General features: G+C 46.3%; 24 protein-coding genes and 2 tRNA genes. 19 read left to right on the plus strand and 7 right to left on the minus strand.

Going from position 1 to position 25,767, the window contains the following annotated elements; translation table 11 throughout:
* Positions 1 to 60 precede the first annotated feature (60 nt).
* The 3 genes from EJP77_RS13990 to EJP77_RS14000 all read left to right on the plus strand — a co-directional run bounded on the left by EJP77_RS13990 (position 61) and on the right by EJP77_RS14000 (position 3,988).
* Positions 61 to 137: transfer RNA gene (locus EJP77_RS13990), tRNA-Pro, on the plus strand.
* Positions 138 to 145: 8 nt separating this feature from the next.
* Positions 146 to 216: transfer RNA gene (locus EJP77_RS13995), tRNA-Gly, on the plus strand.
* 265 nt (positions 217 to 481) lie between these two features.
* Positions 482 to 3,988 carry a PAS domain S-box protein gene (locus EJP77_RS14000; protein WP_127199877.1) on the plus strand — a complete coding sequence of 1,169 codons (3,507 nt, stop codon included), beginning with the start codon at positions 482 to 484 and terminating at the stop codon, positions 3,986 to 3,988.
* A gap of 83 nt (positions 3,989 to 4,071) precedes the next feature.
* Here the strand turns inward: EJP77_RS14000 and EJP77_RS14005 are convergent, their stop codons facing one another.
* Positions 4,072 to 4,923 carry a DegV family protein gene (locus EJP77_RS14005; protein ID WP_127199878.1) on the minus strand — a complete coding sequence of 284 codons (852 nt, stop codon included), beginning with the start codon at positions 4,921 to 4,923 and terminating at the stop codon, positions 4,072 to 4,074.
* A gap of 48 nt (positions 4,924 to 4,971) precedes the next feature.
* Positions 4,972 to 5,352: a hypothetical protein gene (locus EJP77_RS14010; RefSeq protein ID WP_127199879.1), complete on the minus strand. Its 381-nt coding sequence runs from the start codon at positions 5,350 to 5,352 to the stop codon at positions 4,972 to 4,974.
* Positions 5,353 to 5,541: 189 nt separating this feature from the next.
* Between EJP77_RS14010 and EJP77_RS14015 the strand changes: the two genes are divergently transcribed.
* Positions 5,542 to 5,916, plus strand: a complete 375-nt coding sequence (locus EJP77_RS14015; RefSeq protein WP_127199880.1) for a DUF423 domain-containing protein — start codon at positions 5,542 to 5,544, stop codon at positions 5,914 to 5,916.
* Between the two features lie 67 nt (positions 5,917 to 5,983).
* Here the strand turns inward: EJP77_RS14015 and EJP77_RS14020 are convergent, their stop codons facing one another.
* The 3 genes from EJP77_RS14020 to mtnK all read right to left on the minus strand — a co-directional run bounded on the left by EJP77_RS14020 (position 5,984) and on the right by mtnK (position 8,946).
* Positions 5,984 to 6,529 carry a hypothetical protein gene (locus EJP77_RS14020; RefSeq protein ID WP_185897353.1) on the minus strand — a complete coding sequence of 182 codons (546 nt, stop codon included), beginning with the start codon at positions 6,527 to 6,529 and terminating at the stop codon, positions 5,984 to 5,986.
* 99 nt (positions 6,530 to 6,628) lie between these two features.
* Positions 6,629 to 7,726 carry an S-methyl-5-thioribose-1-phosphate isomerase gene (gene mtnA, locus EJP77_RS14025; protein ID WP_127199882.1) on the minus strand — a complete coding sequence of 366 codons (1,098 nt, stop codon included), beginning with the start codon at positions 7,724 to 7,726 and terminating at the stop codon, positions 6,629 to 6,631.
* Positions 7,723 to 8,946, minus strand: a complete 1,224-nt coding sequence (gene mtnK / locus EJP77_RS14030) for an S-methyl-5-thioribose kinase (RefSeq protein ID WP_127199883.1) — start codon at positions 8,944 to 8,946, stop codon at positions 7,723 to 7,725. Before mtnK ends, mtnA begins: the two co-directional genes overlap by 4 nt.
* Positions 8,947 to 9,196: 250 nt before the next feature.
* Here mtnK and EJP77_RS14035 point away from each other — a divergent pair, with 250 nt between their 5' ends.
* The 6 genes from EJP77_RS14035 to sufB all read left to right on the plus strand — a co-directional run bounded on the left by EJP77_RS14035 (position 9,197) and on the right by sufB (position 15,221).
* Positions 9,197 to 9,670, plus strand: a complete 474-nt coding sequence (locus EJP77_RS14035) for a Dps family protein (RefSeq protein WP_127199884.1) — start codon at positions 9,197 to 9,199, stop codon at positions 9,668 to 9,670.
* A 385-nt stretch (positions 9,671 to 10,055) separates the two neighbouring features.
* Positions 10,056 to 10,838, plus strand: coding sequence for a Fe-S cluster assembly ATPase SufC (gene sufC, locus EJP77_RS14040; RefSeq protein WP_127199885.1), 783 nt, complete (start codon positions 10,056 to 10,058; stop codon positions 10,836 to 10,838).
* Positions 10,839 to 10,857: 19 nt separating this feature from the next.
* Positions 10,858 to 12,156 (plus strand): Fe-S cluster assembly protein SufD, encoded by a 1,299-nt coding sequence (gene sufD / locus EJP77_RS14045; protein ID WP_127199886.1) that lies wholly within the window; start codon positions 10,858 to 10,860, stop codon positions 12,154 to 12,156.
* Positions 12,153 to 13,367, plus strand: coding sequence for a cysteine desulfurase (locus EJP77_RS14050; protein ID WP_127199887.1), 1,215 nt, complete (start codon positions 12,153 to 12,155; stop codon positions 13,365 to 13,367). The genes sufD and EJP77_RS14050 overlap by 4 nt, the downstream gene beginning before the upstream one ends.
* The gene (gene sufU / locus EJP77_RS14055) at positions 13,364 to 13,789 is read left to right on the plus strand and encodes a Fe-S cluster assembly sulfur transfer protein SufU (protein ID WP_127199888.1); all 426 of its coding nucleotides are present in this window, start codon (positions 13,364 to 13,366) and stop codon (positions 13,787 to 13,789) included. The genes EJP77_RS14050 and sufU overlap by 4 nt, the downstream gene beginning before the upstream one ends.
* A 34-nt stretch (positions 13,790 to 13,823) precedes the next feature.
* Positions 13,824 to 15,221, plus strand: coding sequence for a Fe-S cluster assembly protein SufB (gene sufB / locus EJP77_RS14060; protein ID WP_127199889.1), 1,398 nt, complete (start codon positions 13,824 to 13,826; stop codon positions 15,219 to 15,221).
* A gap of 500 nt (positions 15,222 to 15,721) precedes the next feature.
* Here sufB and EJP77_RS14065 read toward each other — a convergent pair whose 3' ends face one another.
* Both EJP77_RS14065 and EJP77_RS14070 read right to left on the minus strand, forming a co-directional pair.
* The gene (locus EJP77_RS14065; RefSeq protein ID WP_127199890.1) at positions 15,722 to 16,753 is read right to left on the minus strand and encodes an HD-GYP domain-containing protein; all 1,032 of its coding nucleotides are present in this window, start codon (positions 16,751 to 16,753) and stop codon (positions 15,722 to 15,724) included.
* A 106-nt stretch (positions 16,754 to 16,859) separates the two neighbouring features.
* A complete protein-coding gene (locus EJP77_RS14070; protein ID WP_127199891.1) occupies positions 16,860 to 17,585 on the minus strand; it encodes a molybdenum cofactor biosynthesis protein in 726 nt (241 codons plus the stop codon).
* A gap of 97 nt (positions 17,586 to 17,682) precedes the next feature.
* On the opposite strand from EJP77_RS14070, the gene EJP77_RS14075 reads away from it, so the two are divergent.
* From EJP77_RS14075 to EJP77_RS14115, 9 genes are all read left to right on the plus strand, one after another.
* Complete coding sequence (locus EJP77_RS14075; RefSeq protein ID WP_127199892.1) at positions 17,683 to 19,131, plus strand: bifunctional metallophosphatase/5'-nucleotidase; 1,449 nt, start codon at positions 17,683 to 17,685, stop codon at positions 19,129 to 19,131.
* A 35-nt stretch (positions 19,132 to 19,166) separates the two neighbouring features.
* On the plus strand, positions 19,167 to 19,994 hold the full coding sequence (locus EJP77_RS14080) for an undecaprenyl-diphosphate phosphatase (RefSeq protein ID WP_127199893.1): 828 nt from the start codon (positions 19,167 to 19,169) through the stop codon (positions 19,992 to 19,994).
* 85 nt (positions 19,995 to 20,079) lie between these two features.
* Positions 20,080 to 21,183 (plus strand): HD-GYP domain-containing protein, encoded by a 1,104-nt coding sequence (locus EJP77_RS14085; protein WP_246021892.1) that lies wholly within the window; start codon positions 20,080 to 20,082, stop codon positions 21,181 to 21,183.
* Positions 21,184 to 21,324: 141 nt separating this feature from the next.
* A complete protein-coding gene (yfkAB, locus tag EJP77_RS14090) occupies positions 21,325 to 22,461 on the plus strand; it encodes a radical SAM/CxCxxxxC motif protein YfkAB (protein WP_127199894.1) in 1,137 nt (378 codons plus the stop codon).
* Between the two features lie 16 nt (positions 22,462 to 22,477).
* The gene (locus EJP77_RS14095; protein WP_127199895.1) at positions 22,478 to 23,836 is read left to right on the plus strand and encodes a hemolysin family protein; all 1,359 of its coding nucleotides are present in this window, start codon (positions 22,478 to 22,480) and stop codon (positions 23,834 to 23,836) included.
* Positions 23,837 to 24,032: 196 nt separating this feature from the next.
* The gene (locus tag EJP77_RS14100; RefSeq protein WP_127200060.1) at positions 24,033 to 24,248 is read left to right on the plus strand and encodes a spore coat associated protein CotJA; all 216 of its coding nucleotides are present in this window, start codon (positions 24,033 to 24,035) and stop codon (positions 24,246 to 24,248) included.
* Positions 24,187 to 24,528, plus strand: a complete 342-nt coding sequence (locus EJP77_RS14105; protein ID WP_281278497.1) for a spore coat protein CotJB — start codon at positions 24,187 to 24,189, stop codon at positions 24,526 to 24,528. The genes EJP77_RS14100 and EJP77_RS14105 overlap by 62 nt, the downstream gene beginning before the upstream one ends.
* Before the next feature lie 108 nt (positions 24,529 to 24,636).
* Entirely contained in the window at positions 24,637 to 25,206 is a 570-nt protein-coding gene (locus EJP77_RS14110; protein ID WP_127200061.1) for a manganese catalase family protein, read from the plus strand.
* A gap of 113 nt (positions 25,207 to 25,319) precedes the next feature.
* Positions 25,320 to 25,739, plus strand: coding sequence for an Rrf2 family transcriptional regulator (locus tag EJP77_RS14115; RefSeq protein ID WP_127199897.1), 420 nt, complete (start codon positions 25,320 to 25,322; stop codon positions 25,737 to 25,739).
* The last annotated feature ends 28 nt before the right edge of the window (positions 25,740 to 25,767 follow it).

Raw genomic sequence — 25,767 nt, forward strand, 5'->3', positions numbered from 1 at the left:
ATGTTCAAATCGTGTCGTCCCGATTGTAATTTTGTAATTAATGTAGAGTGGTAAGTATTACGGGACGTAGCTCAGCTTGGTAGAGCACCTGGTTTGGGACCAGGGGGTCGCATGTTCAAATCGTGTCGTCCCGACCATAAATTTTGCGGGTGTAGTTCAATGGTAGAACTTTAGCCTTCCAAGCTAATAGCGTGGGTTCGATTCCCATCACCCGCTTTGAACGAGTAAAGAACGTTATGATGATTCAATCATAACGTTCTTTTTCCTTATATAGGAGCTTTCTTGGAATATTCAGGTATGAGCTTCACTAGTAGTCTCCAAAGGGATAGGTTAGAATTAAACTAATTTGTTAATTGAATGATTGAACCAAAGATTAAATACACCAGGTCTCTTAGATATAGCCCCCCGTCTATTTCACACCTAACGTTTATCTGTTTAGCGCAAATATTTAATGATATTCATGCGTAGAAAGGAAGCGGCCATGATGGACCATAAGAACGAGCTGTTAAAGCAGCTGATTGTGGAGGGGAGCACCTATCAGTCCCTTTATGAGAATCATCCCGATGCCATTTGTGTTTTGGATGTGAATGGTTACTATATAAAGGCTAACCCGGCGGCGCAAAGATTGACCGGGTATACGCTGGAGCGATTCAGAGATACTCCTGCACATCGGTTGTTCAATAATAATGGGGATACGTTAAGAAGTTACTATTTGAACAAGGCATTGCAAGGGGAGACGAACAGTTTTGAGTTGAATTTCACCCGGTTGGATGGTCAAATCCTTGATTTAGATGTAACCTATGTGCCGATTACGGCTGAGGGAGAAGTTGTGGGTGTTCATTCTATATTTAAAGATGTCACCTTAACGAAAGAAATGCAGAGGCGTCTAATGGAGTCCGACAAATTATATCAAGTGCTTACTAATGATGCTAAGGATGTAATTGCATTTGCTACTTTAACAGGGATATGTCTATCTATTTCTCCGGCTATTCATAACGTTATTGGCTACACACCTGAGGAGCTGGTCGGAACACAGCTTAAGGAGCTGTTCGCAGATAAGGGGACTTGGGAGAACAAGGATCTAATTGCATCTACGGGTATTTTAACGGGAAGGCTTCGCCATGCGAATGGAAGTGAGGTATGGGTCGAAGCGAGTATTCAGAAAGTTCAGGACTCCGGTACTCAAGCAGACAAGCTGCTAATTATTGCCCGGAATATTACGCCAAGAATGCAGGCTGAGATGCATTTGCGCCGGAGTGAACAGAGTCTTACCCGTGCTCAAAAAATTGCTCATATCGGCTCATGGGAATGGGACGTCCAGCAACAAAGATTCACATGTTCCAATGAGTTCACAAGAATCTACGAACAGGATTTCAGTCAATTCTCCTCTCCGTTTGAAGAGTGGCTGAAGGTTATTCATCCCGATGATAAATTAATGATTACCGAGGCATTAGAAGCTGTCTCATCGAAGGCTGTTCAATCTTTTGAGTTAGAGTTCAGGGTTATAGGGATTGGAGATAAGGATAAAGTTCTGTTCAGCCAAACGGACATAGAACTCGATGAAACAGGCCGAATCCGGAGAATGTTCGGGATCGTACAGGATATTACCGATCGCAACCAGATGGAAAGGAGACTCCGAGAGAGCGAGAAGCAGTATAGGCTTATCTCTGAGAACTCGCTTGATCTGATTTCTAAACACAAATCGGATGAGAAAAGTACTTACTCTTATGCCTCCCCTGCTTGTATCACCTTGCTTGGATACCAACCGGAAGAGCTTGTTGGCACTAGCGCCTTTGACTATTTTCATCCTGAGGACGTGAAGGTAGTACAAGATTACTTGTCCGTTCAGCTGCAATTTCACTCCGAATATACGGTTACTTACCGCATCAGACGTAAGGATGGTGTGTACATCTGGTTTGAAAGCACGGGAAGGTATACTTTTGATGATATGACTGGAGAGATCCTTGAGGTTGTTGCGGTATCTCGTGATGTAACCGAACGGAAGAATGGTGAAAGAAGCCTGCAGGAGAGTCAGCAGCGGTATAAATCATTATTCGAATACAGCCCGTCGGCTGTGTATTCCCTTGATCTCAAAGGCAACTATGTAACTCTGAACTCCAACCTGGAAGTTCTATCGGGTTACAGTAAGGAAGAACTACTGGGTATGAACTTCAGCCAAATTATAAGCAGTTCAGAATTGAGTAAGACGGTTAACTATTTCCAATTATCCATGAAAGGGAAACCTCAATCTTACGAGACGACAATTCTGCATAAGGACGGTACCCCAGTGGAACTTAATGTAACGAATGTTCCTATTATTGTAGATCAGCACATTGTGGGCGTATACGGAATTGCTACAGATATCACGGAACGCAAGCGGTATATAGAACAGATTGAGAAGCTCAGCTATCAGCATTCTTTAATCCTAAATTCGGTCTCTGAAGGGATATACGGACTTGATGAAGAGGGTAAAACAATCTTTGTTAATCCGGCCGCATCTCAAATGCTGGGCTATGATATTGCAGAGTTTATTGGAACCGATAATCATCAATTGATTCATCATTCGCGAAGTGACGGAAGCCCATACCCGGTTGATGAATGTCTGATTCATCAGACGTTCAGGGACGGAAGACCCCGTACCGTTAATGAAGAAGTATTCTGGAGAAAAGACGGCTCAAGCTTTCTTGTTAATTACCGTGCAACGCCTTTGTATGACCGTGAGCAAATCGTTGGTGTGGTGGTCGTATTTAATGATATAACGAATGAACGTGAAATCGTAAGGGCGAAGGAATCAGCAGAGCGGGCAACGAGAGCAAAGTCAGAATTTTTGGCTATGATGAGTCACGAAATTCGGACGCCGCTTAATGGAATAATCGGTATGACAGACCTCCTGCTGGAGACACAACTTCAAGAGGAGCAGCGCGAGTATGCGGATATTATCTCCGATAGCGGGCGAGCTCTGCTTGGCATTCTTAATGACGTTCTGGATTTCAGTAAAGTGGAAGCCGGCAAAATGGCTCTGGATTATGATTGGTTTGATCTCTCGGCCTCTTTAACCAGTGTGATTGATTTATTTACACCGGCTGCCATGGAGAAGAATATAAGCTTAACATGGTGGATTGATCCTGCCATTCCTCGGACAATTCGAAGTGATTCTTCCCGCTTGAGGCAAATCCTGATTAATCTAGTAAGCAATGCATTGAAGTTTACGGACACAGGCAGTATTACGATCTCAGTTCACCGGATACCTGCCGTTGCTGGCCCATCCTTGCTGCTTGAGTTCAGAATTTCAGATACGGGAATAGGAATCGCTGAGGATAAGATTGATCGACTATTCCAGACTTTCTCCCAACTGCATCCTGTGATTAACCGCAAGTATGGGGGAACCGGTCTTGGACTAGCTATTTGCAAAAGAATGGTTGAGCTCATGGGGGGTTCGATCTCAGCCGAAAGTCAAGAAGGAGTCGGATCTACATTTAGTTTCACACTGATCAGTCATGATGAGGAATTAACGCTGCAGGAGAAGGCATGCGAAGGAGATTTAGCGAAAATAGTGCCTTCTGATGGAGAGCCGGAGTCTGAGGATTGGTTACAGTTTAAAGAGTTGAAAGTGTTGATTGCCGAAGATCACCCCGTGAATGGGCAAATTTTTGTACAGATGCTTGGACGGATAGGTATCACTGCGGATGTAGCTCATAACGGCGTCGAGGTGGTAGAAGAAGTAAGCCGTAAGCGATACGACATGATATTTATGGACATCAAAATGCCAGTTATGGACGGAATTAAAGCCGCAAGAATTATCCGTCAGGTGGTTCCTCAGGGAGATAAGCCGATTATTATCGCTTTGGCGGCACAGGCTGATTATGATGATATACAGCTCGGCTTGACTAGTGGAATAGAAGACTATATCAGAAAGCCATTCAAGCTTCAGGATATCAAGGCCAAACTGATTGAATGGAGCAGCGCACTCGAGGAACGACGGAGATAGCTTGTTAAAATAAAGTAGTTTATTTAAAAAAAGCTCCCTCTAAGGCAGATGTAATGCCTTTAGGGAGCTTTTTTAGATCAATCCTACTCTTCAGTTATATAAATGATTCCAATCGTCTTGGGTCCGCAGTGACTGCAAATTACACATCCGGCATCACTAAGAAGCACTTCCCGAACTCCGGTTCGTTCTTTAATTAATTGGCTCATTGCGATGGCATCCTGCTCAGCCAGGGTATGAACTACAAAGAGAGTATCCTTGTCCATCTTGTCCATGTTAGAGAGGGCATTATTGACCATTTGATCGAGGGCCTTATCGCGGCTTCCGCGCACTTTATAGGCTGGTGTCATTTTCCCTTGAAGAACTTTAATAACTGGGCGGATTTTCAAAAGACTGCCAACCAGATTCTGCATACCTGAGCACCGGCCGCCTTTATATAAGTATTCTAACGAATCAATCACGAATTCGGTATCCACATTAGGCCGGATCTTCTCAAGCAGTGACAGGATCTGATCCGCGGACTGCCCTGATTCAGCTGCTTTAGCGGCTTTGAGAACCTGAATTCCGATTCCGGTAGACAGATTCAAAGAATCGAAGACATGTACACTTCCTTCGGGAAATTCTCCAGAAGCAATAATCGCATTCTGATACGTTGAAGACAGTTCAGAAGAAAGACTTATGTAAATGATTTGATCGCCCGCCTCTACGTAAGGAGAGAAGGCTGAAATGAAATCCGCAGGAGACGGTGCGGCTGTCTTAGGTAATTTACCTGTCTGAGTAACTTTGGAATACAGTTCTGGCGGCGATAGATCAATACCATCCCGAAAATTCTGATCATTAAATACAACATATAATGGAATTACTCCAATACTATATTTGGCTATAAGATCGGGTGGGAGATCTGAGGTGCTGTCTGTAAAAATCTTTATTTGTCCCATAGTATTCACCTTTCTGACTTTCTGACTTTAAGGACGCTATACCTGCATTTAGCTAGTTCGGATGAGGGCAAGAATTAGCATAAAAGCGGGTGGCAGCGCAGATATAACGACTCCGAGTATGGCAAATACCTTCTTGCGGTTTTTGAGCGCTAGACCTATTATACCAAGGATACAGCCGACCAGGGTGAGAATAATTGCGGCAATCACAATCAATCCGGCTTCCAAAAATCCGGCGTGATTAATAATCAAATCATTGGTGATGGGGAGACCGCTATGGACCAGATCCCGGGTGGTGACCAAAATAGTCACAATGGCTGCTACATAGGCAATCAAAGCAACTAGACTTATTACAAATGAGGCTATACCAGGTCCAGAATGTTTATAAGTTGGATCAGGTGAAGTGTTCATTTCGCTTGTATTGAATTCCATTAGTAATGCTCCTTTTTTGATTGAAATAGAACTTAATCTCGTATTAATTTTTCATAAAATCCAGAAAAAATCAAGGAAACTTTGTGAAATACATTCCTTTTTGTAGCAAAAGGGACCAAGAATACGTTAAGATAGCAGCTGAGTAGGTCCGGAATTACACATAGAACTTAGAGGAGCTGAACATAAGTCATGCATCGCAGATATGTTGGAATTGGAGCCATACTGTTATTGTTAGGAGTTGCAATCGGGGCTTTTGGCGCGCACGCACTTGAAAAGGTACTCGGAGTTCATGCTTCAACTTATGAGACAGGTGTTCATTACCATATGGTCCATGCTATAGGTATAATCCTGATCGCTCTGGCAGCAGGTCAATGGGGAGAAACTGCCAAGCTGAAATGGGCTGCGCGTCTTATGGTCATTGGTATTATACTGTTCTCAGGAAGTCTGTATGTATTAAGTATTACTGGTATAAAAATCTTGGGGGCCATTACTCCCTTCGGCGGAGTGGCTTTTATTGGAGGCTGGCTGCTGTTGGCTTTGGAAGCTTTCAATAACAAGAAATGAACAAAGGGCGTTCTTCGGTAGGAAACCGAAAAACGCCCTTTCTTATAAGCTGGTCTTATCTGGTCTCTTAGGCATCCACTAAATCAATAATCTCATTGAGTCTGAAGGTGTATACCTGTTTCTCATCCACGTGATAAACACTAAGAGTCCTTGTATCAGGAGCATAGTTCAAAATGCGGCAGGGAATCGCGGTCCGTTCACGATTCCGTTCGATCGAGAGCCGGACAAGCTTATTGTTCGTAACATAGTCTTGAATCCACGATTGAATGGCCGCATCATTCATGTTCTCCATGGGATTGCTGTTCGCTTTCCCGGAATCAGGTGCAGATTTGGCTGCGGGAGCCTTAGGTTCTTCCTTGACCTGTGCCTTGGAAGCAAGCTCTTCAGCAGGATGGCGAAAAGCCTTGGAAATCATGGCTTGTCTCTTGGCACTAAGAGTTGCTTCAATAATCTCTCCAAGTTCGACACCTGACTTAATCCGGTAATCCACAAGATTGCCTGAATTAAGCAGCTGAATTAGAGCTTGAAGGGCCATAGCATTAGATTTATCTTTGATTAAAATATCGACATTGAACAAATAGGCAAGCTGCTCGTTATGGTTCGTGTTAGTCATAGGCCCCTTCATATCCTGCATTTTCTTAAATCATAACATTAATTTGTAAAGGAGCATAGTCCTTGCGGACACAGCGTTGTACCAATTTATAACAGCCGGTTATTTATCAAAGAGAGCTGGAAGATTCGTATTGAAAGGGGGACGCACAATCCCTTTCTCTGTAATGATCGCCGTTACATACTCATGAGGAGTTACGTCAAAGGCAGGGTTGAATACCTTTACTCCGACAGGAGCCGTGCGTTTCCCGAAGCTTTCTGTAATTTCACTCTCAGGCCGCTCTTCAATTGGAATATCCTGACCCGTGGCGGTAGACAAGTCTATTGTTGATAAAGGCGAAGCTACATAGAACGGGATTCCATGAGCTTTGGCAAGTACAGCTACCCCGTAGGTACCGATCTTGTTGGCAACATCGCCGTTGGCAGCAACCCGGTCTGTACCTACAATGACCGCCTGAATCCAACCTTTGGACATGACTACTGCAGCCATGTTATCGGTCAATAGGGTAACATCAATGCCGGCCTGTTGAAGTTCAAATGCGGTTAATCTTGCTCCCTGCAGCACTGGCCGTGTCTCATCCGCAAATACCTTAAGTGGAATTCCGCGTTCTTTTGCCAGATAAAAAGGAGCCAGTGCAGTTCCGTATTTGGCCGTCGCGAGCCCGCCGGCATTACAGTGCGTAAGCACACCCATTCCGCTTTCAAATAAAGGAAGGGCATGCTCCCCGATCAGACGACATACCTCCTCATCTTCCTGGTGGATGAGAACAGCTTCGGCCATTAGCCCCAAATTACGGGTCTCAATCTCTGGCTGTTCCTCGGCGAGGAGCGCAGCTCGGTCCTTCATTCTATTCAGCGCCCAGAACAAGTTCACAGCTGTTGGTCTTGATGTTGCCAAATACTCGGCAGCCTTGGTCACATGCGCCAGCCACCCGGAAGGTTCTCCATCGTATATTCTGGCAGCAAGAACCACGCCATAGGCGGCTGAAATTCCAATTGCCGGAGCTCCCCTTACTTTCATCGAGGCAATAGCATCCCAAATCTCTTCAGGTGTTGTTAGTTCAAGAAACTCAATATGCTCAGGGAGAAGACGCTGATCCAGAAGGAACAGCCGATCTTCCGCCCACCGCAGACTGAGAAGGGGTCCGTTATTGTCTATATTTTGTAATGAGGAAGTAGTTATATCGTTATTTGGGCTCATATCGATACCTCTTCTTCTTTGGCTGCTTGTCTTGCAATGCCTGTAATCTCATCAATCGAGCTAGCAAAACGGCCGCGCTTTACGAGTGCTTTACCTATTTTCAGAGCAGTTAGCTTGGCTTGATGCTGAAGCTCTGCACCTGGAATCGTGTCAATATCCGCCACATGGGACAGACCGACGATACGGCGTATCATTTTGGCCCCTGCAAATCCAATGGCGTCCCGGAGGACTTTCTGAACATACATATCCTGATAACCAGGTGTCTTCGCCATTACATCCACAAGATCACGGTTCCACAGGTCACGGAAATGAGTCTCAAAATGCTTCCATACTCCTTGGGCCATGGTCAGCAGACGAAGCCGGCGCGCATGGAGTTCCTCAGAATTGCTGCTCCATCCTGGCTGGGCAGCGAAATTCAGCAGCAGGTTGGCAATGACAGCCCCGATATCAAAGCCCATGGGTCCATAGTATGCGAACTCGGGGTCAATAACTTTCGTGGATTCGCGGGTCGCAAATATACTGCCTGTATGCAGATCTCCATGAAGCAGAGCTTCCGCATGGGTCAGAAACTTCTCCCGCAGCAGAGCGATCTCCAGCCGCAGCTCATCATCGTGCCAAAGCGCTTCGGCATCAGGACGAATATCTTCACTGAAGTTGTTATTAGGTGAATCCCGGTAAGGGTCTTCAAAAATAAGGTCTTCTGTGATCTTGCACAAATCGGGATTAATGAACCGCCCAAGCTGTTCTTTCTTGGCCTGCTGATCCATGCCCAGATCAGAAGTATAGAATAAAGTTGAGGCTATGAATCGACCGATATGTTTAGCAAAGTGTGGGTATTCCTGTCCTTCAATTAACCCTTTGCGCATAATGGTATGATCACTTAAATCTTCCATGACTGTAATAGCCAGTTCGTTGTCGTAAGCGTAAATGGCTGGCACAAGGTCTGGAACATGAGAATGCTGAATTTCCAAAGCTTCACGTTCTATTCTTGCACGGTCCAGGCTCAGAGGCCAGGACTCCCCAACGACTTTGGCATATGGAAGAGCTTGCTTGATTATAAGGCCTTTTCCTTTAGTGGAATCGGTAATCCGAAATACCAGATTTAAGTTACCATCACCAATTTCCTCTACAGACAATTCTGCATCCTGACGGAAATGGTCTGGAATAGTTCTGGCTAAAGCGACTGCCTCTTCAAGAGACAGGGGATGATACTCAGACATCAGTGGAACACCTCCGCAGATACATTATTCAATCAACAAATGGATCAAATTTCTTTAAGTTAGTATATCGGAAAAGTACTCCTTTTTGTATCTTTTTTTAAAAGGAAGATGGTTGTTTCGCACGGGACTGGAAAGGGTAAAATGTAGTCATGGAGCGGTAACGTTCTGGACAAGATAACTATCATTCACGGGCCTGTCCCGATGGAATGATCATCATCCTAATTCCGAAATGAAAAGTGAGGGAATGAACATGGCAAAAGCCGATGCAAAATCCACCAGCAAAACTAAAACATCAGGATTGGAACAAGTCCTTAATCAGCAGATAGCTAACTTAAATGTATTGTATGTAAAGATTCATAATTACCACTGGTATGTTAAAGGAAACAACTTCTTCACGCTGCATGTGAAATTCGAAGAGCTTTATAATGAAGTTGCGTTGAAAATGGATGAGATCGCCGAGCGCCTGCTTGCGATTAAAGGCAGCCCTGCAGCTACGCTTAAAGAGTATCTGGATCTTGCTACAATTCAAGAAGCAACAGGTAAGGAAGATCCAAATGCAATGGTGCAGAATCTGATTGAAGACTTTGCAACGTTGTCGGAATCCTTCTCCGAAGGCATTGAACTGGCTGATCAAGCTGAAGATGAAGCTACCAGCGACCTGCTGACAGGATTCAAGGGTGAGCTTGAGAAGCATATGTGGATGCTTCGTTCTTATCTCGGATAAGACGGCAGATGAAGATGCTGCTCCATATTTATGGGGCAGAACAGAGAAGGCAGGAGCTATTATGCGATTGCCGAGCAGATCGTAAATTGTCAGGCTTGACTGAATACAGTCAGGCCTGTTCCTTTTTTAGGGATCGATTAGACAAGAAGAGTGTTGATTTACAGGGATAAAAGGCTTTTATCGACGATATAAGGAAGCTTGGGCAGATTGATAAACCCTTCGAAGTAGGGTAAAATGAAATGAGAATCAATGAGAATCAGTTAGAATAATTCTAATCAGATACTCATTATGGTATAATCGCAGGCAGTGAGGGAGACGTCCCGATTAACTATATACGTGGAACACACTGTTATTTTATTGATTAAATGGAGGGAGCAGACTAAACATGGCTACACAATTCACTATTGAAGGCTTGAAAGCAACAATCGAAGGCAAGGAAATCCTAAAGGGCATTAACCTTGACATAAAAGGTGGCGAAATTCATGCCATTATGGGCCCGAACGGTACTGGTAAAAGTACATTGGCTTCTGCCTTGATGGGGCATCCTAAATACGAGGTTACGGACGGAAATGTAACTTTGAACGGTGAAGATGTACTTGAGATGGAAGTGGATGAGCGCGCACGTGCCGGCCTGTTTCTGGCTATGCAGTATCCAAGTGAAATTACAGGTGTAACTAACTCCGACTTCCTGCGCAGTGCGATCAACGCACGTCGCGGTGAAGGGAACGAACTATCCCTTATCAAATTCATTCGTCAAATGGAAGGCAAGATGAAGGAACTCGAAATGAATCCTGAGTTTGCCCATCGTTATCTGAATGAAGGCTTCTCCGGTGGTGAGAAGAAACGGAATGAAATTCTGCAAATGATGCTGCTTGATCCGAAAATTGTGGTTCTTGATGAAATCGACTCCGGTCTGGATATTGACGCTCTTCGTATTGTGGCTAATGGTGTGAACACCATGCGCAGTGAAGACCGCGGTTTCTTGATTATTACCCACTATCAGCGTCTCCTTAACTACATTACCCCTGATTTTGTACACGTTATGATGCAGGGACGTATTGTGAAATCCGGCGGCCCTGAGCTTGCAGAGCGTCTGGAGAAAGAAGGCTACGATTGGGTTAAAGAAGAGCTGGGTATTGAAGACGAGACTGTTGGTCAAGAGGCGTAAGCAGGAAGGAGGAGAACATATGACTACACAAACCATTCTTCCGGTTAATCATGAAGCCTTGGCGGCATTCTCAAAGTCGAGCGGTGAGCCTGCATGGGTAACCGAGATTCGTTCGAAAGCTTTGGAATTAGCAGCAGGACTTGAACTGCCTAAACTGGAGAAAACAAGATTGGATCGTTGGACACTGGATAACTACGGAAAGCTTCGTCAAGGCGCTCAAACGTCTGAAGAGCTTCCTGCAAGTCTGTCCAGCCTAATTGATATTAATGAGCACAGCAATTTGATTGTGCAGCGTAACTCGGGCGTGGTATTTACCAAGCTGTCTCCTGAGCTCACCGCTCAAGGAGTGATCTTCACAGACCTGGAGACTGCAGTGCGTGAGCATGGCGATCTGGTTAAGAAGCATCTGTTCACTGCCATTCCAGCTGAAGAGAATCAGCTGACTGCGCTTCATGCGGCTCTATGGAACGGTGGCGTATTCTTGTATGTGCCTAAGAATGTAGAGGTTGAAGTTCCGCTTCAGGCCGTATTCCTGATTGATGATGCAAGTGCCTCCTTCACCCCGCACGTTCTGATTGTAGCTGACAGTAACAGCCGTGTGACTTACGTGGATAATTACATTTCAGGTGATCTGAACCAAGCCATTGTTCATAACGGAGCAGCAGAGGTATTTGTAAAAGCGGGCTCTAAAGTCCAGTTCGCATCTGTGCATCACTTGGCCGGACAAATCACGGATCTGACTTACCGCCGTGCAGTTGTTGAGAATGACGGCAGCATCGAGTGGATCATCGGTGAGATGAACGCCGGAGACGCCATGAGCGAAACACTGAGCGTTCTTAGAGGGAATGGTTCGACTTCCGATGCTAAAGTGATTGCAGTAGGTTCAGGTTCACAGAAGCTGAATTTGACTACCAAAGCGGTTCATTTCGGCAAAAGCTCGGATAGTCAGATGATTACCCGTGCGGTTATGCGCGAAGAATCAACAGCGATTATTAACGGGATCACCAAAATCGAAAAGGGTGCGACCAAAGCGAACGGAGAGCAGACTGAGAAAGTACTGATGCTCAGCCCGAAAGCGCGCGGAGACGCAAACCCAATTCTGCTTATTGACGAAGACGATGTAACTGCGGGTCATGCTGCTTCCGTCGGACAAGTAAATGCAGAACAGATTTACTACTTAATGTCACGTGGGATTTCAAGAGCCCAGGCCGAGCGCCTGATCATATATGGATTCCTTGCTCCAGTTGTATCTGATATTCCTTTGGAGCAGCTGCAAAACCAACTGCAAAGCTTGGTTGAAAGGAAGCTAGGACAATGAACAGCCAATGGATCAAGGAACAGTTCCCAATCCTGAACCAAGAGATCAATGGCCATCCACTTGTATACCTGGACAGTGCGGCTACTTCACAGAAGCCGCGTGCTGTTATTGATGCGATAAAGCACTATTATGAATGGGATAACGCAAATGTTCACCGCGGCGTACACACACTGGGAAGCCGTGCAACCGATGCTTATGAAGGTGCTCGTGAGAAGGTAGCCAAATTCATCGGGGCTAAGCGCCCGGAAGAGATTGTGTTTACTCGCGGGACGACAACCGCACTGAATTTGGTAGCTTCATCCTATGGACCTTCTGTTCTAAGCGAAGGTGATGAAATTGTGATTACCCAAATGGAGCATCACAGCAACTTCATCCCTTGGCAGCAGCTCGCACTGCGGACAGGGGCAACCCTCAAGTTCATCCCGCTTGAACAGGATGGAACAGTGACCGTAGAAGCTGCGGAGGCAACGATCACCTCTGCTACCAAGATCGTGGCGATTGCCTATGTCTCCAACGTAATGGGAGTTGTTCATCCCATTAAGCAAATTGCAGACATTGCGCACCGTCACGGTGCAGTTATAGTGGTGGATGGAGCGCAAAGCACGCCGCATTTGAAAGTGGATGTACAGGAGCTGGGTTGTGACTTCTATACCCTTTCAGGCCACAAGATGTGCGGTCCAACCGGGATCGGTGCATTGTACGGCAAAAAAGCGCTGCTTGACTCCATGAGCCCGATTGAGTTTGGCGGTGAAATGATTGACGATGTGGGACTGTATGAGTCCACATGGAAGGATGTGCCTGCAAGGTTTGAAGGAGGCACTCCAATTATTGCTGGAGCCGTTGGCCTAGCTGCCGCAATTGATTTCCTCCAGGAAGTTGGGATGGATGAAATCGAGCGCCACGAAAGAACGCTGGCTGCTTATGCGATGGACCGGCTTTCCCAGATTGACGGGATCAACATTTATGGCCCCAATGAGCGCCATGTCGGCGTAGTCACTTTTAACTTGCTGGATGTGCATCCTCATGATGTTGCCACAGTACTGGACTCATTTGGTGTCGCCGTACGTGCAGGTCACCACTGCTGTCAGCCGCTGATGCGTTGGCTGAATGTGAGCTCTACAGCAAGAGCCAGTCTGTACTTGTATAATACAGAACAAGATATAGACCGACTGGCCTCGGCTCTAGTCCAGACAAAGGAGTATTTCGCATGACACAACTTGACGATCTCTACCGGCGTGTCATAATGGATCATTATAAGAATCCGCGTAACCGTGGAAAGTTCGATGACGATACGGTTACTGTGGACCTCAACAATCCTACTTGCGGTGACCGAATCTCGCTGCAGCTTAAACTTGCAGATGGAATCGTAGAAGATGCCCGGTTCACGGGTGAAGGCTGCTCCATCAGCATGTCTTCAGCTTCCATGATGACGGAAGCCGTTAAGGGGAAGAAGCTTGATGAAGCTTTGGAATTTGCCGACAAATTCTCTTCGCTCATGAAGGGTGAAGAGGTTACCTTTGATGATTACGAGGATTTGGAAGCCCTGTCCGGTGTGAATAAATTCCCTGCCCGTATCAAATGTGCCACACTTGCATGGAATGCTCTGCGCAAAGGCATCGACCACAACGATTAATATATAGCTTACAAACCTATAGGAGGTAATTACAATGGCCAAGAAAGCCCCGGATATGGAAGAGTATAAATATGGCTTCCGTGACGAGCACAAGGCGGTTTTTCAGTCTGGTAAAGGACTGACCCCTGAGATCGTTACCGAGATTTCCAAGATCAAAAATGAACCGGAATGGATGCTGGACTTCCGTCTGAAATCCCTGAAGCAGTTCGAGAAAATGCCAATGCCTCGTTGGGGCGGAGATCTGGATGATCTTGATTTCAATGATATCCAGTACTATGTTCGTCCTTCGGAGAAGCAAGGTAAGACTTGGGAGGAAGTTCCTTCCGAGATCAAGGAAACCTTTGACAAGCTGGGTATTCCTGAAGCTGAGCAGAAGTTCCTTGCGGGTGTATCCGCTCAGTATGAGTCTGAGGTAGTCTATCACAGCATGCAGAAGAATCTTGAAGATCAAGGCGTTATCTTCACAGATACCGATACGGCTCTTCGCGAGCATCCGGAAATTTTCCGTGAATACTTCGGAACCGTTATCCCGCCAGCTGACAACAAGTTTGCAGCACTGAACAGTGCGGTATGGTCTGGAGGAAGCTTCATCTATGTTCCTAAAGGTGTGAAATGTGAAGTTCCGCTGCAAGCGTACTTCCGTATCAATTCCGAGAACATGGGTCAGTTCGAGCGTACGTTGATTATTGCAGACGAAGACAGCTTCGTACACTATGTAGAAGGCTGTACAGCTCCTATCTACAGCACGAACTCCCTGCATAGTGCGGTTGTAGAAATTATCTGTAAGAAGAATGCTCGCGTTCGTTACACCACGATTCAGAACTGGGCACCTAACATTTATAACCTGGTTACCAAACGTGCGGTAGCTGAAGAGAATGCGACTATGGAGTGGGTAGACGGTAACATTGGTTCCAAGCTGACCATGAAATACCCTGCCGTAGTTCTTAAAGGCCGCGGCGCTAAAGGCAGCGTGCTCTCGATCGCTGTAGCAGGTAAAGGCCAGCACCAGGATGCAGGTGCCAAGATGATTCACCTGGCTCCTGACACAACGTCTACCATTGTCTCGAAGTCCATCAGTAAGCATGGCGGTAAAGTAACTTACCGTGGTCTGGCTTCCTTTGGACGCCAAGCTGAGGGGGCTAAATCCAATATCAAGTGTGATACACTGATCCTGGATAACGAATCCACTTCGGATACAATTCCTTATAACGAAATTATGAATGATAACATTGTCCTTGAGCATGAGGCGACCGTATCGAAGGTTTCGGAAGAGCAGCTCTTCTACCTGATGAGCCGTGGTCTGACTGAGGCTGAAGCGACTCAGATGATCGTTATGGGCTTCATTGAGCCGTTCACCAAAGAACTGCCGATGGAATATGCGGTGGAAATGAACCGTCTGATCAAGTTCGAAATGGAAGGTTCAATTGGTTAAGCCTTATTAATAGGTCTTTACAACCTGAGATTAAATTATAAAACGTGTCCGAACTGACTTTCACGCTTGCGTGATTAAGCCAGTCGGGCACGTTTTTGTTAGGGAGGAACTAAGGAGGATTTGTATTAGAATTGGAGTCCTTAACGATTAAAATAAGAAATAATGTCAGTTATTGAACTTATAGAAACAAAAATATAGCAAATTAGGAGCAGGGCAAGAAGAACAGTGTTCTTGGAAAGGTAGGTAGTTTTATTGGACCTCTTAGCTGTAATATCATGAGAAATTAATAATAACATACCTAAGCTGCCCATTAAATAGAGACAGAGCTTAATAATTTCCACTAATTACATCCCTTCTTTCGGAAAGCATGATTAAACCAAAATTTAGATTTTATTATAAAATAATTACCTATATTTGTATATCGGCCCATGTTGAGCTATCAGCAGCCCAAATGAAAAAGAGTATCCATGTGGATACTCTTTCAATACGTTTAGCAAGTACTACTCCATGAATACTTCCTGAATATCAATATTCATCTCGCGTGAGAGATCCGCGAATCTAGTATCCGTCTTCACGAGTGGACGGAAGAAATCGGAAGGATTAGTCATAACGATGGAGCCCAGTTCTCCGGAGGAGAGACGTACACGCTTGCCGATAAAGTTAGGCAGCATATGGCGGATGAAAGCTTGGGTCGGCTCAGCGCTGAATTTGCCAAAGCTAAGTCTGTAGAGTTCATGCAGTACTGTGATAAGTTCCTGCTTGTTCTGATATACCCGGTTAGAGGTCATGGCGCTGTAGACGTCTGCAATCGCAGTGATTTTGGCAAAAGGGTGGATCTCTGAACTGGTCAGGCCATTTGGATACCCAGTGCCGTCTTCGCGTTCATGGTGCTGAAGGGCTACGAGTGCGGATATTTCGTCTTTGGTGGAATTACGTATAATCTCAGATCCATAAATGGTGTGGCGTTTAATTTCTTCATATTCTTCCGGGGTGAGCTTGCCCGGTTTGTTCAGGATCTCTGGAGAAATCATGCTCTTGCCGATATCGTGCAGGAATCCGGCTTTGCCTGCTTTGTATGCCATTTCATGTGGATAGTCTAACCAGAGGGCAATATAGTAAGACAGCATACCTACTTGCATGGAATGGTTGTATGTATAGTTGTCTTTCTTATCAAGCAGTAGAAGAAGGGAGACGACATCCTTTTGAGAGGTGAGATCGCGCAATAACGGGTTTAGAAGGTCATCCACATCGTTCTCGTCGAATTTGCCGGTTGTTAGCGATTCCAGAAAAATACTCTCAAAGGCATCAATGGCGTCATTGAACTGAAGCTCCATCTTCTCTATATTTCTCAGTGGAGGTTCTTCGGCGACAGACAGTTCAACATCGACATAGTCAATGCTATGCTGTACGAGCTTTACGATCGATTCATCGGTAAGTATCGTGCCTTTCTTCAGGACAAATACCCCGTTGTTATTAAAAATATCATTCTCTATCCGATCACCTGGAGCCAGCTCCATCACGTGGCGACGCATAAATTTCCCCCTCATTCGACCTAATTTGCTATTTGTTATTCATTTTAGCAGGAAATATTTGGACTGACAATAATTTTAATAGGCTTAAAGACACCCTGATAGGTGTCTATAGGGGGAGAGTGGGATTCCATGGTCCCTGTTGATGACCTTTCCACTCGGACCCATCTTCCCAGACTTCCTTTTTCCAGATCGGGACAACCTGCTTCAGACGCTCAATTGCATATCGGCTGGCCTCATAGCAAATGTCCCTGTGCGGAGAAGATACGGCGATGATCACACTGGTCTCTGCGATATCCACATGACCGATCCGGTGACTGATCGCACATTTCGTATCCGGCCATCTCTCCAGAATTTCCGTTCCAATAGTCTGAAGGCCAGATAGTGCCATAGGAATATAGGCTTCATATTCGAGGTGGACGGTCCGCTGGGCACCTGTCATCTCACGTGTGGTTCCTACAAAGGACAGGGTTGCCCCGTGGTTAGCATTGATTACTTTAGAAGTCACCTCATCCACAGATAGAGGGTGCCGTGTAATAACATACTGCCCATCTTGGGAACGATAAGTTTCATTCGGCTCCTGGCCATCACCACCAGATACAGGTGGAATCAGGGCAATCTCATCCTCGGCCGTAATAGGCTGATGAGGAGTCGCATATTCTTGATTGACGGCTACGAAGGAGACGGCAATAAGATCTTCGGCTGAAGGGTAGGTATCAGCCAGCTGTTGTTTCAGATCGGAAGTGGTTGGTGATTCTCCTGAGAGTTCAAACTCGATCACGGAAGAACCTATTCGGTCAACAAGACCGGCGAATAGTTTTACGGTTAATTGCATGATTTATCACCTCGGAATGCTTTCTAAACTCTTTTAATATATCATAGATATAGGGAAGTAAGGTTACAAGCCAGATTAGGAAAAAGGAGGGGCGTTCATGCCGCCGGAATCGAATCAGAACAAGTTGACGATACTCCACACTAACGATTTACATAGTCATTTTGGCGTTATGGCCCGGATATCCTCCATGATCAATGAGGAACGTAAAGGTGAAGGAGAATTCCTACTGTTCGATATTGGGGATCATATGGACCGAATGGCTGTAGAAACCGAAGGTTCAATGGGACAAGCCAATGTGGACGTGCTTAATCTAATGGGTTACGATGCGGTGACGATTGGTAATAATGAAGGGCTGACCTTTACACCAGAACTGCTCGCACAGGCCTATGCAGGTCTGACTTGCCCGGTAGTGTGCTGTAATATTAGAGAGCGGGATACCGGGCAGGCTCCGGTATGGATGAAGAAGCATACGGTTCTACATAAGGCAGGTTTTAAGATTGGAGTTATTGGAGCGACAGCCCCTTATGCTGAATTTTACAGGCTGCTTGGATGGGATGTGCTTGATGCAGCAGCTGAAATCGCTGAACAAGTGGAGATATTGAAGCCACAGACGGATTACATCGTGCTGCTATCACACCTTGGCATTCATACGGATAAAGAGCTGGCAGAGAAGGTGGATGGCCTGGATCTAATTCTTGGCGGGCATACCCATCATCTGCTCGAAGAGCCGCTAAGGATCAGAGAAACCTATCTTGCCTGCGCGGAGAAATTTGGTCATTATCTTGGCAAGATTAACTTGGCTCAAGACTCTCATAGCGGGAATCTGCGGCTCTTGTCAGGCTGCTGTTTGCCTGTGCAACCGGGCATAGAGAACTCAGAGGTTAGCGAAGCCATTGAAATTCATGGCCGGCATGCCAAGGAGAGACTGATGCAAACGGTGGCCATAACGACACAGGAGCTGCGCATTGAGTATACCGGGGAGTCCCCGCTCGGGAACCTGCTGGCTCAGGCGGTCAGGAGATTTACGGGTGGGGAGCTCTCTCTAGTGAATTCTGGACAACTCTTGGATAGTCTTCCTGCAGGTGAGATTAGCGCAGGCATGCTGCACGCACGCTGTCCTTCACCGATTAACCCCTGCCGGATGCGTCTGCGTGGCGAGCATATTCTGTACAGCCTTGAGCAGTCGCTTCTTCCTGAAATCTCAGAAAAAGTTATTTATGGCTACGGGTTTCGTGGAAAGGTACTTGGGAATTTATGCGTTGATGGTCTTGAAGTCTTGTACAATCCAGCAGCAAAGCCTTATCATAGAATCGTCCAAGCGAATCTGGCCGGGGTTCCGATAGAGCCTGAACAAGAATATGTGGTAGGCACTCTGGATATGTTCACGTTCGGGATTGGCTACGAGCGGCTGACACAGGGAACGGATAAGGTATATATGCTGCCGGAATTCATCAGGGATTTACTTCGGACAGAGCTTCAGGAGCCGGGAGCAGTGGACAGCAGTTTTTATAAGAGATGGGTAACAATTCAGGGTGAGGTAAAATAATAACGAGCTTCACCCGATATAATTAGGAGGATGTTATGAGTTTAATTGTGGCAATTATTTTAGGTATCGTTGAAGGACTAACCGAATTTATTCCGGTCTCCTCTACAGGACACATGATTCTTTCGGCTAAGCTGATGGGGTATAACGACCAGTCTCCGGAGATGAAGACCTTCGAGATCATTATTCAGCTTGGTGCTATTCTGGCTATCGCCATTGTGTATCGTGAGCGTATCTTGAATCTGTTTGGACTGAAGAAAGATAAGCAGCTCTTCAAGACGCAGGTTCCAACACGCAAGCTTAATCTGGTCCATGTCATCCTCGGCTGTCTTCCAGGCCTTGCTGTCGGATTTATATTCCGCCACCAGATTAAGGAATTGTTCAGTACAAGTACAGTCCTTTGGGCGCTGGTAGTCGGCGGTGTGTTCATGATCTTTGCCGAGTGGTTCGGGAACAACAAAGCCCGCGTAACTGCCAAAGAGATCGACCATCTGTCCTACGGTCAGGCTCTGCTAATCGGATTCTATCAATGTATTTCTATTCTATGGCCGGGATTCTCAAGATCAGGTTCGACCATTGCCGGAGGTATGCTGAGCGGAGCAAGCTATAAAGCGGCTGCGGACTTCTCTTTCCTGATCGCAATTCCGATGATGTGTGCTGCGTCTGGATATGAACTGCTTGATTCCTACAAATATATTACCGGAAGCACCCTGGGATACTTTATCCTCGGATTCATCGTTTCCTTTGTAGTAGCTTATATTGTGGTTGTGGCCTTCCTTAAGCTTCTGCAAAAAATTAAATTAAGACACTTTGCTTACTATCGCTTTGTACTTGCGGCAGTATTCTGGATTTTTATTATGCGTTAATCGGTTGGTCTATCGGTACTCCCCCAATACGGGAGCAAGGGGTCTGACAACTGAGTAAAATTGCTTAAGAGACGGAGTGACCCACTTGCGGCTAATATCTGTTACCTCGCTCCAGCCGGGAATGAAGCTGGCCAAAAAAATTTACAACGATGAAGGGCTCATTCTCCTCTCGGAAAATGCCGAACTTAACGACAGCCTTATTCGGCGCTTGAAAGAACTCGGCCTGAATCAAGTCTATATTGCAGACCGTCTGACTGAAGACGTGGAGATCCCTGAGATGATTTCTGAGGAAACCCGGCGCCGGGCTATGCAGGAGATCCGTACGAATTTTCGCAAGATTACGGAATCTTCGGTAAAAGGGAGGGTCTACCCGTTCCTCGGCAAGTCTTTCCTTAAAGTGGTGGAATCAATATTGTCGGATTTGTCCTCCAGGGAAGACGTTATGATTATGATGATGAATATCAACAGCACAGATCATTATCTATATCGCCATTCCTTGAACGTCTGCGTCTACACCTTATTGCTTGGAAAGGTTCACGGCTACAATAATGACGCGCTTTCTGTGCTTGGATTGGGTGCACTGCTGCATGATATCGGCAAGACGAAGATTCCGTCGTCCATTCTAATGAAGCCGGATCAACTGACGGATTATGAGTTCGATCAAATGAAGCTGCATACCGAGATCGGATTCAAGTTGCTTAAGGATGAGCCTGGAGTTCCCCTGGTTGCGGCCCATTGTGCCCTGCAGCACCACGAGCGGATCAATGGCAGCGGATACCCTAGAGGGATTAGAGAGAATGAGATCCACGAATATGCGCGCTGGATTGCTATTGCTGATTCGTATGATGCCATGACCACCCACCGGATATATCGATCTGCACTGCTTCCTCATCAAGCTACAGAAATGCTGTATGCGGGCTGCGGAACATTGTATGAGAAAGAGAAACTGGAGGTATTCCGGGATCACGTGGCGATCTATCCGCTTGGAATTACCGTGGGCCTTAGTACAGGGGAGCAGGGAGTTGTCGTGAGAATCAATCACGAGGTTCCACAGCGGCCGGTGATTCGGGTGTTCTCGGGGCCTGAAGGCGAAATGCTTAAGGTACCCTATGAGGTCAACCTGGCCGTCAAACTATCTGTCGTAATTACCTATGTGGAAGGCACCGAACCGGAACTTGCGTATGTTTAATTACATAGTCACGGAGCTGAGCCCGTCCTTTGTGGACGGGCTTTGTGCTGTGGGTGCCGTGCGCACTTGACAAGATCATGATATGATGAAGATTAAGAAAATTGAGAATGCGGTTAATAAAAGAAATAAGGTGTGTAAATCATGAGTATAGCTAATTTTCCACTAGATCCTCAGAATGTCATTCATCCGGGTAATGATCCTTGGGATCCGATTGCATCCCTTCGGCAGCACGGACGACACGTGCTTACGAGTGTAGAGATGACAATCACGAATCTTTGTAACATGCGATGCGAGCACTGTGCGGTTGGAGACAGCCTTGTCATGGTGGAACCGGAGCAGATTCCATTGTCTCTTGTACTGAAGAGGCTGGATGAAGTAGAGCATCTGAAGACGATCAGTATTACTGGCGGGGAGCCTACCTTCCGCAAGCAGACAGTAGACGAGAAGATTATTCCGCTGCTTCGTTATGCCAAAGAACGGGGGATCAAGTCCCAGATTAATTCGAATCTGACCTTGGATTATGAGCGTTACGAGAAATTGCTTCCTTATCTGGACGTCATGCATATTTCGTTCAATTATACGAGTGCAGATGACTTCCATGAAATTGGCTTTGCCCGCAGTGGGCATTCCGTGAAACGGGAAGTGGCTGAGCGGATGTATGAGACCATGATGGAGAACTCAATCAGGCTCAGTCAGGCGGGAATGTTCGTCTCGGCCGAGACGATGATCAATTACCGCACTTACCGCAAATTACCAGAGATTCACCGGATGATTCTGGAAATGGGCTGTAAAAGACATGAGGTGCATCCTATGTATGCGGCTGATTTTGCCGAGGGACTCCCTTTATTGTCTTTGGAGGACATCTGCATGTCCGTGGAGTCGCTGCTGGATGCACGAGATCCGGACACATGGATGCTGTTCGGAACGCTCCCATTCTTCGCATGCAGCCCAAGCGAGACGGAACAAAAATTGATTCAGCGCTTAAGAGATGAGCCGATGGTTACTGTCCGGAATGATCCGGATGGGAGAAATCGTGTCAATGTAAACATGTTCACAGGAGAGGTATTCGTGACAGACTTCGCAGCCATTCCTTCGTTTGGCAATGTGGATACAGAGAGTCTTGATCAGATCTTTAACAAGTGGCTTCATACCCATCCGCTCAACAAGACGGTGAATTGTTACTGCGATGCTGCGGGGTGCTGTGGTCCGAATTTGCTTGTGAAGGATATGTATTATAAAGACATTGATTTCAAATCGCGCTCAGCGATCACATTATAGAAACGGGGCGTTGGTGTTGCACTCAGATATTGAAGTAGGGAAACTATTCTTAAATTTGCTGCTGGTGTTTATTCTGGTTTTCTTAAACGGAGTGTTTGTTGCAGCTGAATTCTCGCTGGTAAAGATGCGTCAATCGCGCTTGACACAGCTGGTTAGCGAAGGGAACCGACGTGCCGGATTTGCACTGAAGGTTAACCAAAGACTGGATGCTTACCTGTCAGCTACCCAACTCGGCATCACACTGGCTTCGCTTGGACTCGGCTGGGTAGGGGAGCCGGCCATATCGGAATTACTTATTGAACCCCTTATGTATAAAATGGGTATCACAGATGGCACTTTAATCACTACGGTATCTGTTGCGCTTGGATTCTGTATTATTACGTTCTTACATATCGTTCTTGGAGAACTTGCTCCTAAATCACTGGCAATCCAGAAAACAGAATCGACCACCCTGTGGTTGTCGGCTCCTCTGCTGTACTTCTATAAAATCTTTATGCCGGTCATCTGGCTCCTGAATTCGGCCGCTAACGGTATGCTTAGACTTGCAGGGATTGAGCCTGCGAGTGAAGCGGAGGCCGCCCACTCCGAAGAAGAAATTCGGATTCTGATGAATCAGAGTGCGAAGAGTGGGGTAATTGACAAAGACGAAATTAAATTGATGGATAATATATTCGATTTCTCGGATCTGCTTGCTCGTGAGATTATGCTGCCGCGTACAGATATGGATTGTCTGTATACCAACCTGTCTTGGGAAGAGAACCTGAGAATTGTGAGTGAGACCAAGCACTCCAGATATCCTGTGGCTGTTGAGGACAAGGATCAGATCATTGGATTTGTCCACATTACAGATCTGCTGTTGCCTGAACACGGACATGGGAATAATCTGGAGCAGCTGATCAGGCCTATCCTGAATGTCCCGGAATCGATGGAGATCAGTCAAGTGCTGAGACTTATGCAGAAGAAGCATTCCCAGCTTACGCTTGTTGTGGATGAGTATGGGGGCACGGCTGGACTTCTGACCGCAGAGGAAATTCTGGAGGAAATCGTTGGAGATCTCCACGATGAATTTGAGGATGAGCGTCCGGAGATTGAACGGCTGCCTGATGGCAGCTATTCGGTAGACGGAAGAATTCTGCTGGAGGAAGTGAATGACTTAACCGGAATCGAAATTGAGGATGATGAGGTCGATTCGATCGGTGGCTGGCTCTTCAAGGAACTGGAGGGGGCTCCGGTCAAGGGGAAAAAAGTACAGATGGGCCGGGTAGTATTTGAGGTTGCCGAGGCAACCCGGCTTAGAATTACCCGCATTCATATCCGCCAAATTGTGAAAATACCAGTGCCGGAAGAGAATCTGGAGCAAGAGAAAGATAATTAAACTTAGACGTAAAGAGTAGGACTCCTTTTGGAACGATGAAGATTCGTTCTGAAGGGAGTTTTTTTGTTCCATCAGGAATTAAAGGTTCATATTCTGGGCGAATGACATATGTTAAAAAAGGAAGGGCTTTGGCTTGGTATGGATTTTCGACGTGTTAAAGAATATGGATTTTCTAAAAAAAGGAGGAAAATGCGTGATGCATCCACAGGAAATTGCCTGGTATCCTTTCATAGGCCCTTGTGATCCTTGTCCGCCAATTACCTGCAAAACATATTCCACTCCGCCGCATCTTTTTATGCAGTTCCAGCCGCCGAATATGCCCCAGTTCAGTCCAAGAGAGGCTCTTTTTCATGGCACCTTATGGCCAGCCCTGTACAGCCCGTATGAATCTAAGTGGGGAAAAGGACGGTGAGAGCATGAGCGCACCTGAAAAACCAGTGTGTGATCCGCAGTACTATGAGCTGCTGGAGAAGCTTCAATCCCTTGATTTTGTTCTTGTGGAACTGAACCTATATCTGGATACGCACCCGGATGATCTGCAGGCCATTCAGCAGTTCAATATTCTAACCCAGGAAAGAACCCAGCTCGCCGAACATTTTCAGCGGCTGTATGGACCGCTGCAGAACTTTGGCCGTGCCTATTCCAAATATCCATGGCAGTGGTCGGAGAGTCCCTGGCCGTGGCAGGTGTAACACCTGCCTCTCTTTCTGATGCGGCCGTGTAGCTGATCTGAACGATGCAAGTAATCCTACACTGTTATTAGACAGTGAGAGTTCAAGCTGAAGGAGGTCATGTGCACCATGTGGGTATACGAGAAGAAATTGCAGTATCCCGTGCGGGTAAGCAAGTGTGATCCGCGGATGGCAAAATATCTGCTTGAGCAGTATGGGGGCGCGGATGGTGAGCTTTCCGCGGCACTGCGCTATTTGAATCAGCGATACACGATCCCTGATAAGGTTATCGGGCTGCTCAACGATATTGGGACCGAAGAATTCGCCCACCTTGAGATGATTGCCACGATGATCTATAAGCTGACCAAAGACGCTACAGTAGAGCAGATGGATGCACAGGGCTTAGGCGAATATTATGTCGCCCATGATCACGCCCTGTTCTATCAGAACGCGGCCGGTGTTCCTTGGACAGCAGCTTACATTCAAGCCAAAGGTGACCCGATCGCAGACCTGTATGAGGATATCGCTGCAGAGGAGAAGGCCCGGGCTACATACCAATGGCTGATCGACATGACGGACGACGTGGATCTGCAGGATGGATTGAAGTTCCTGCGGGAGCGCGAGATTATCCATTCGCTTCGGTTCCGTGAAGCGGTGGAGATTCTGAAGGATGAGCGGGATAACAAGAAAATTTTCTGACAGCAGGAAAGTGGTTCGCAAAGTGCGGACCACTTTTGGTATTTGATATGCATATTAGATATTGACCTTATGCCTTGGTTAGAACTATAATGGTTACAACGGTGGTGACTAACATGAAGCAAATCAGTACACGCTTTTCCATTGCTGTGCACACTCTTTCTCTTATTGCGGTCTATCCGGATGCTTGTACCGGAGACTTTATTGCAGGCAGTGTTAATACAAATCCGGTCATAATCAGAAGAATTATGGGGATGCTGAAAAAGGCTGGTTTAGTAGATGTACGTCCCGGAGTAGGCGGTGCTTTTTTACGCAAGGACCCCGACCAGATTACACTGCTGGACGTCTACCGTGCTGTGAATGTGACCGAAGAGAACCAGCTGTTCCGAATCCACGAGAATCCCAATATTGGATGTTTAGTTGGAAGGAATATAGAGAATGTTCTTCAAGATGAATTGAGAGATGCTCAGTCTCTTATGGAACAAAGGCTGGCCCATACGACTATAGGTCAGCTGGTTAATAAGTTTGAGAAATAAAGCTCCTTCGAGAGCTCTTATTTTATAC

The sequence above is a fragment of the Paenibacillus zeisoli genome (assembly GCF_003994465.1).
Taxonomy (GTDB): Bacteria; Bacillota; Bacilli; order Paenibacillales; family Paenibacillaceae; genus Fontibacillus; species Fontibacillus zeisoli.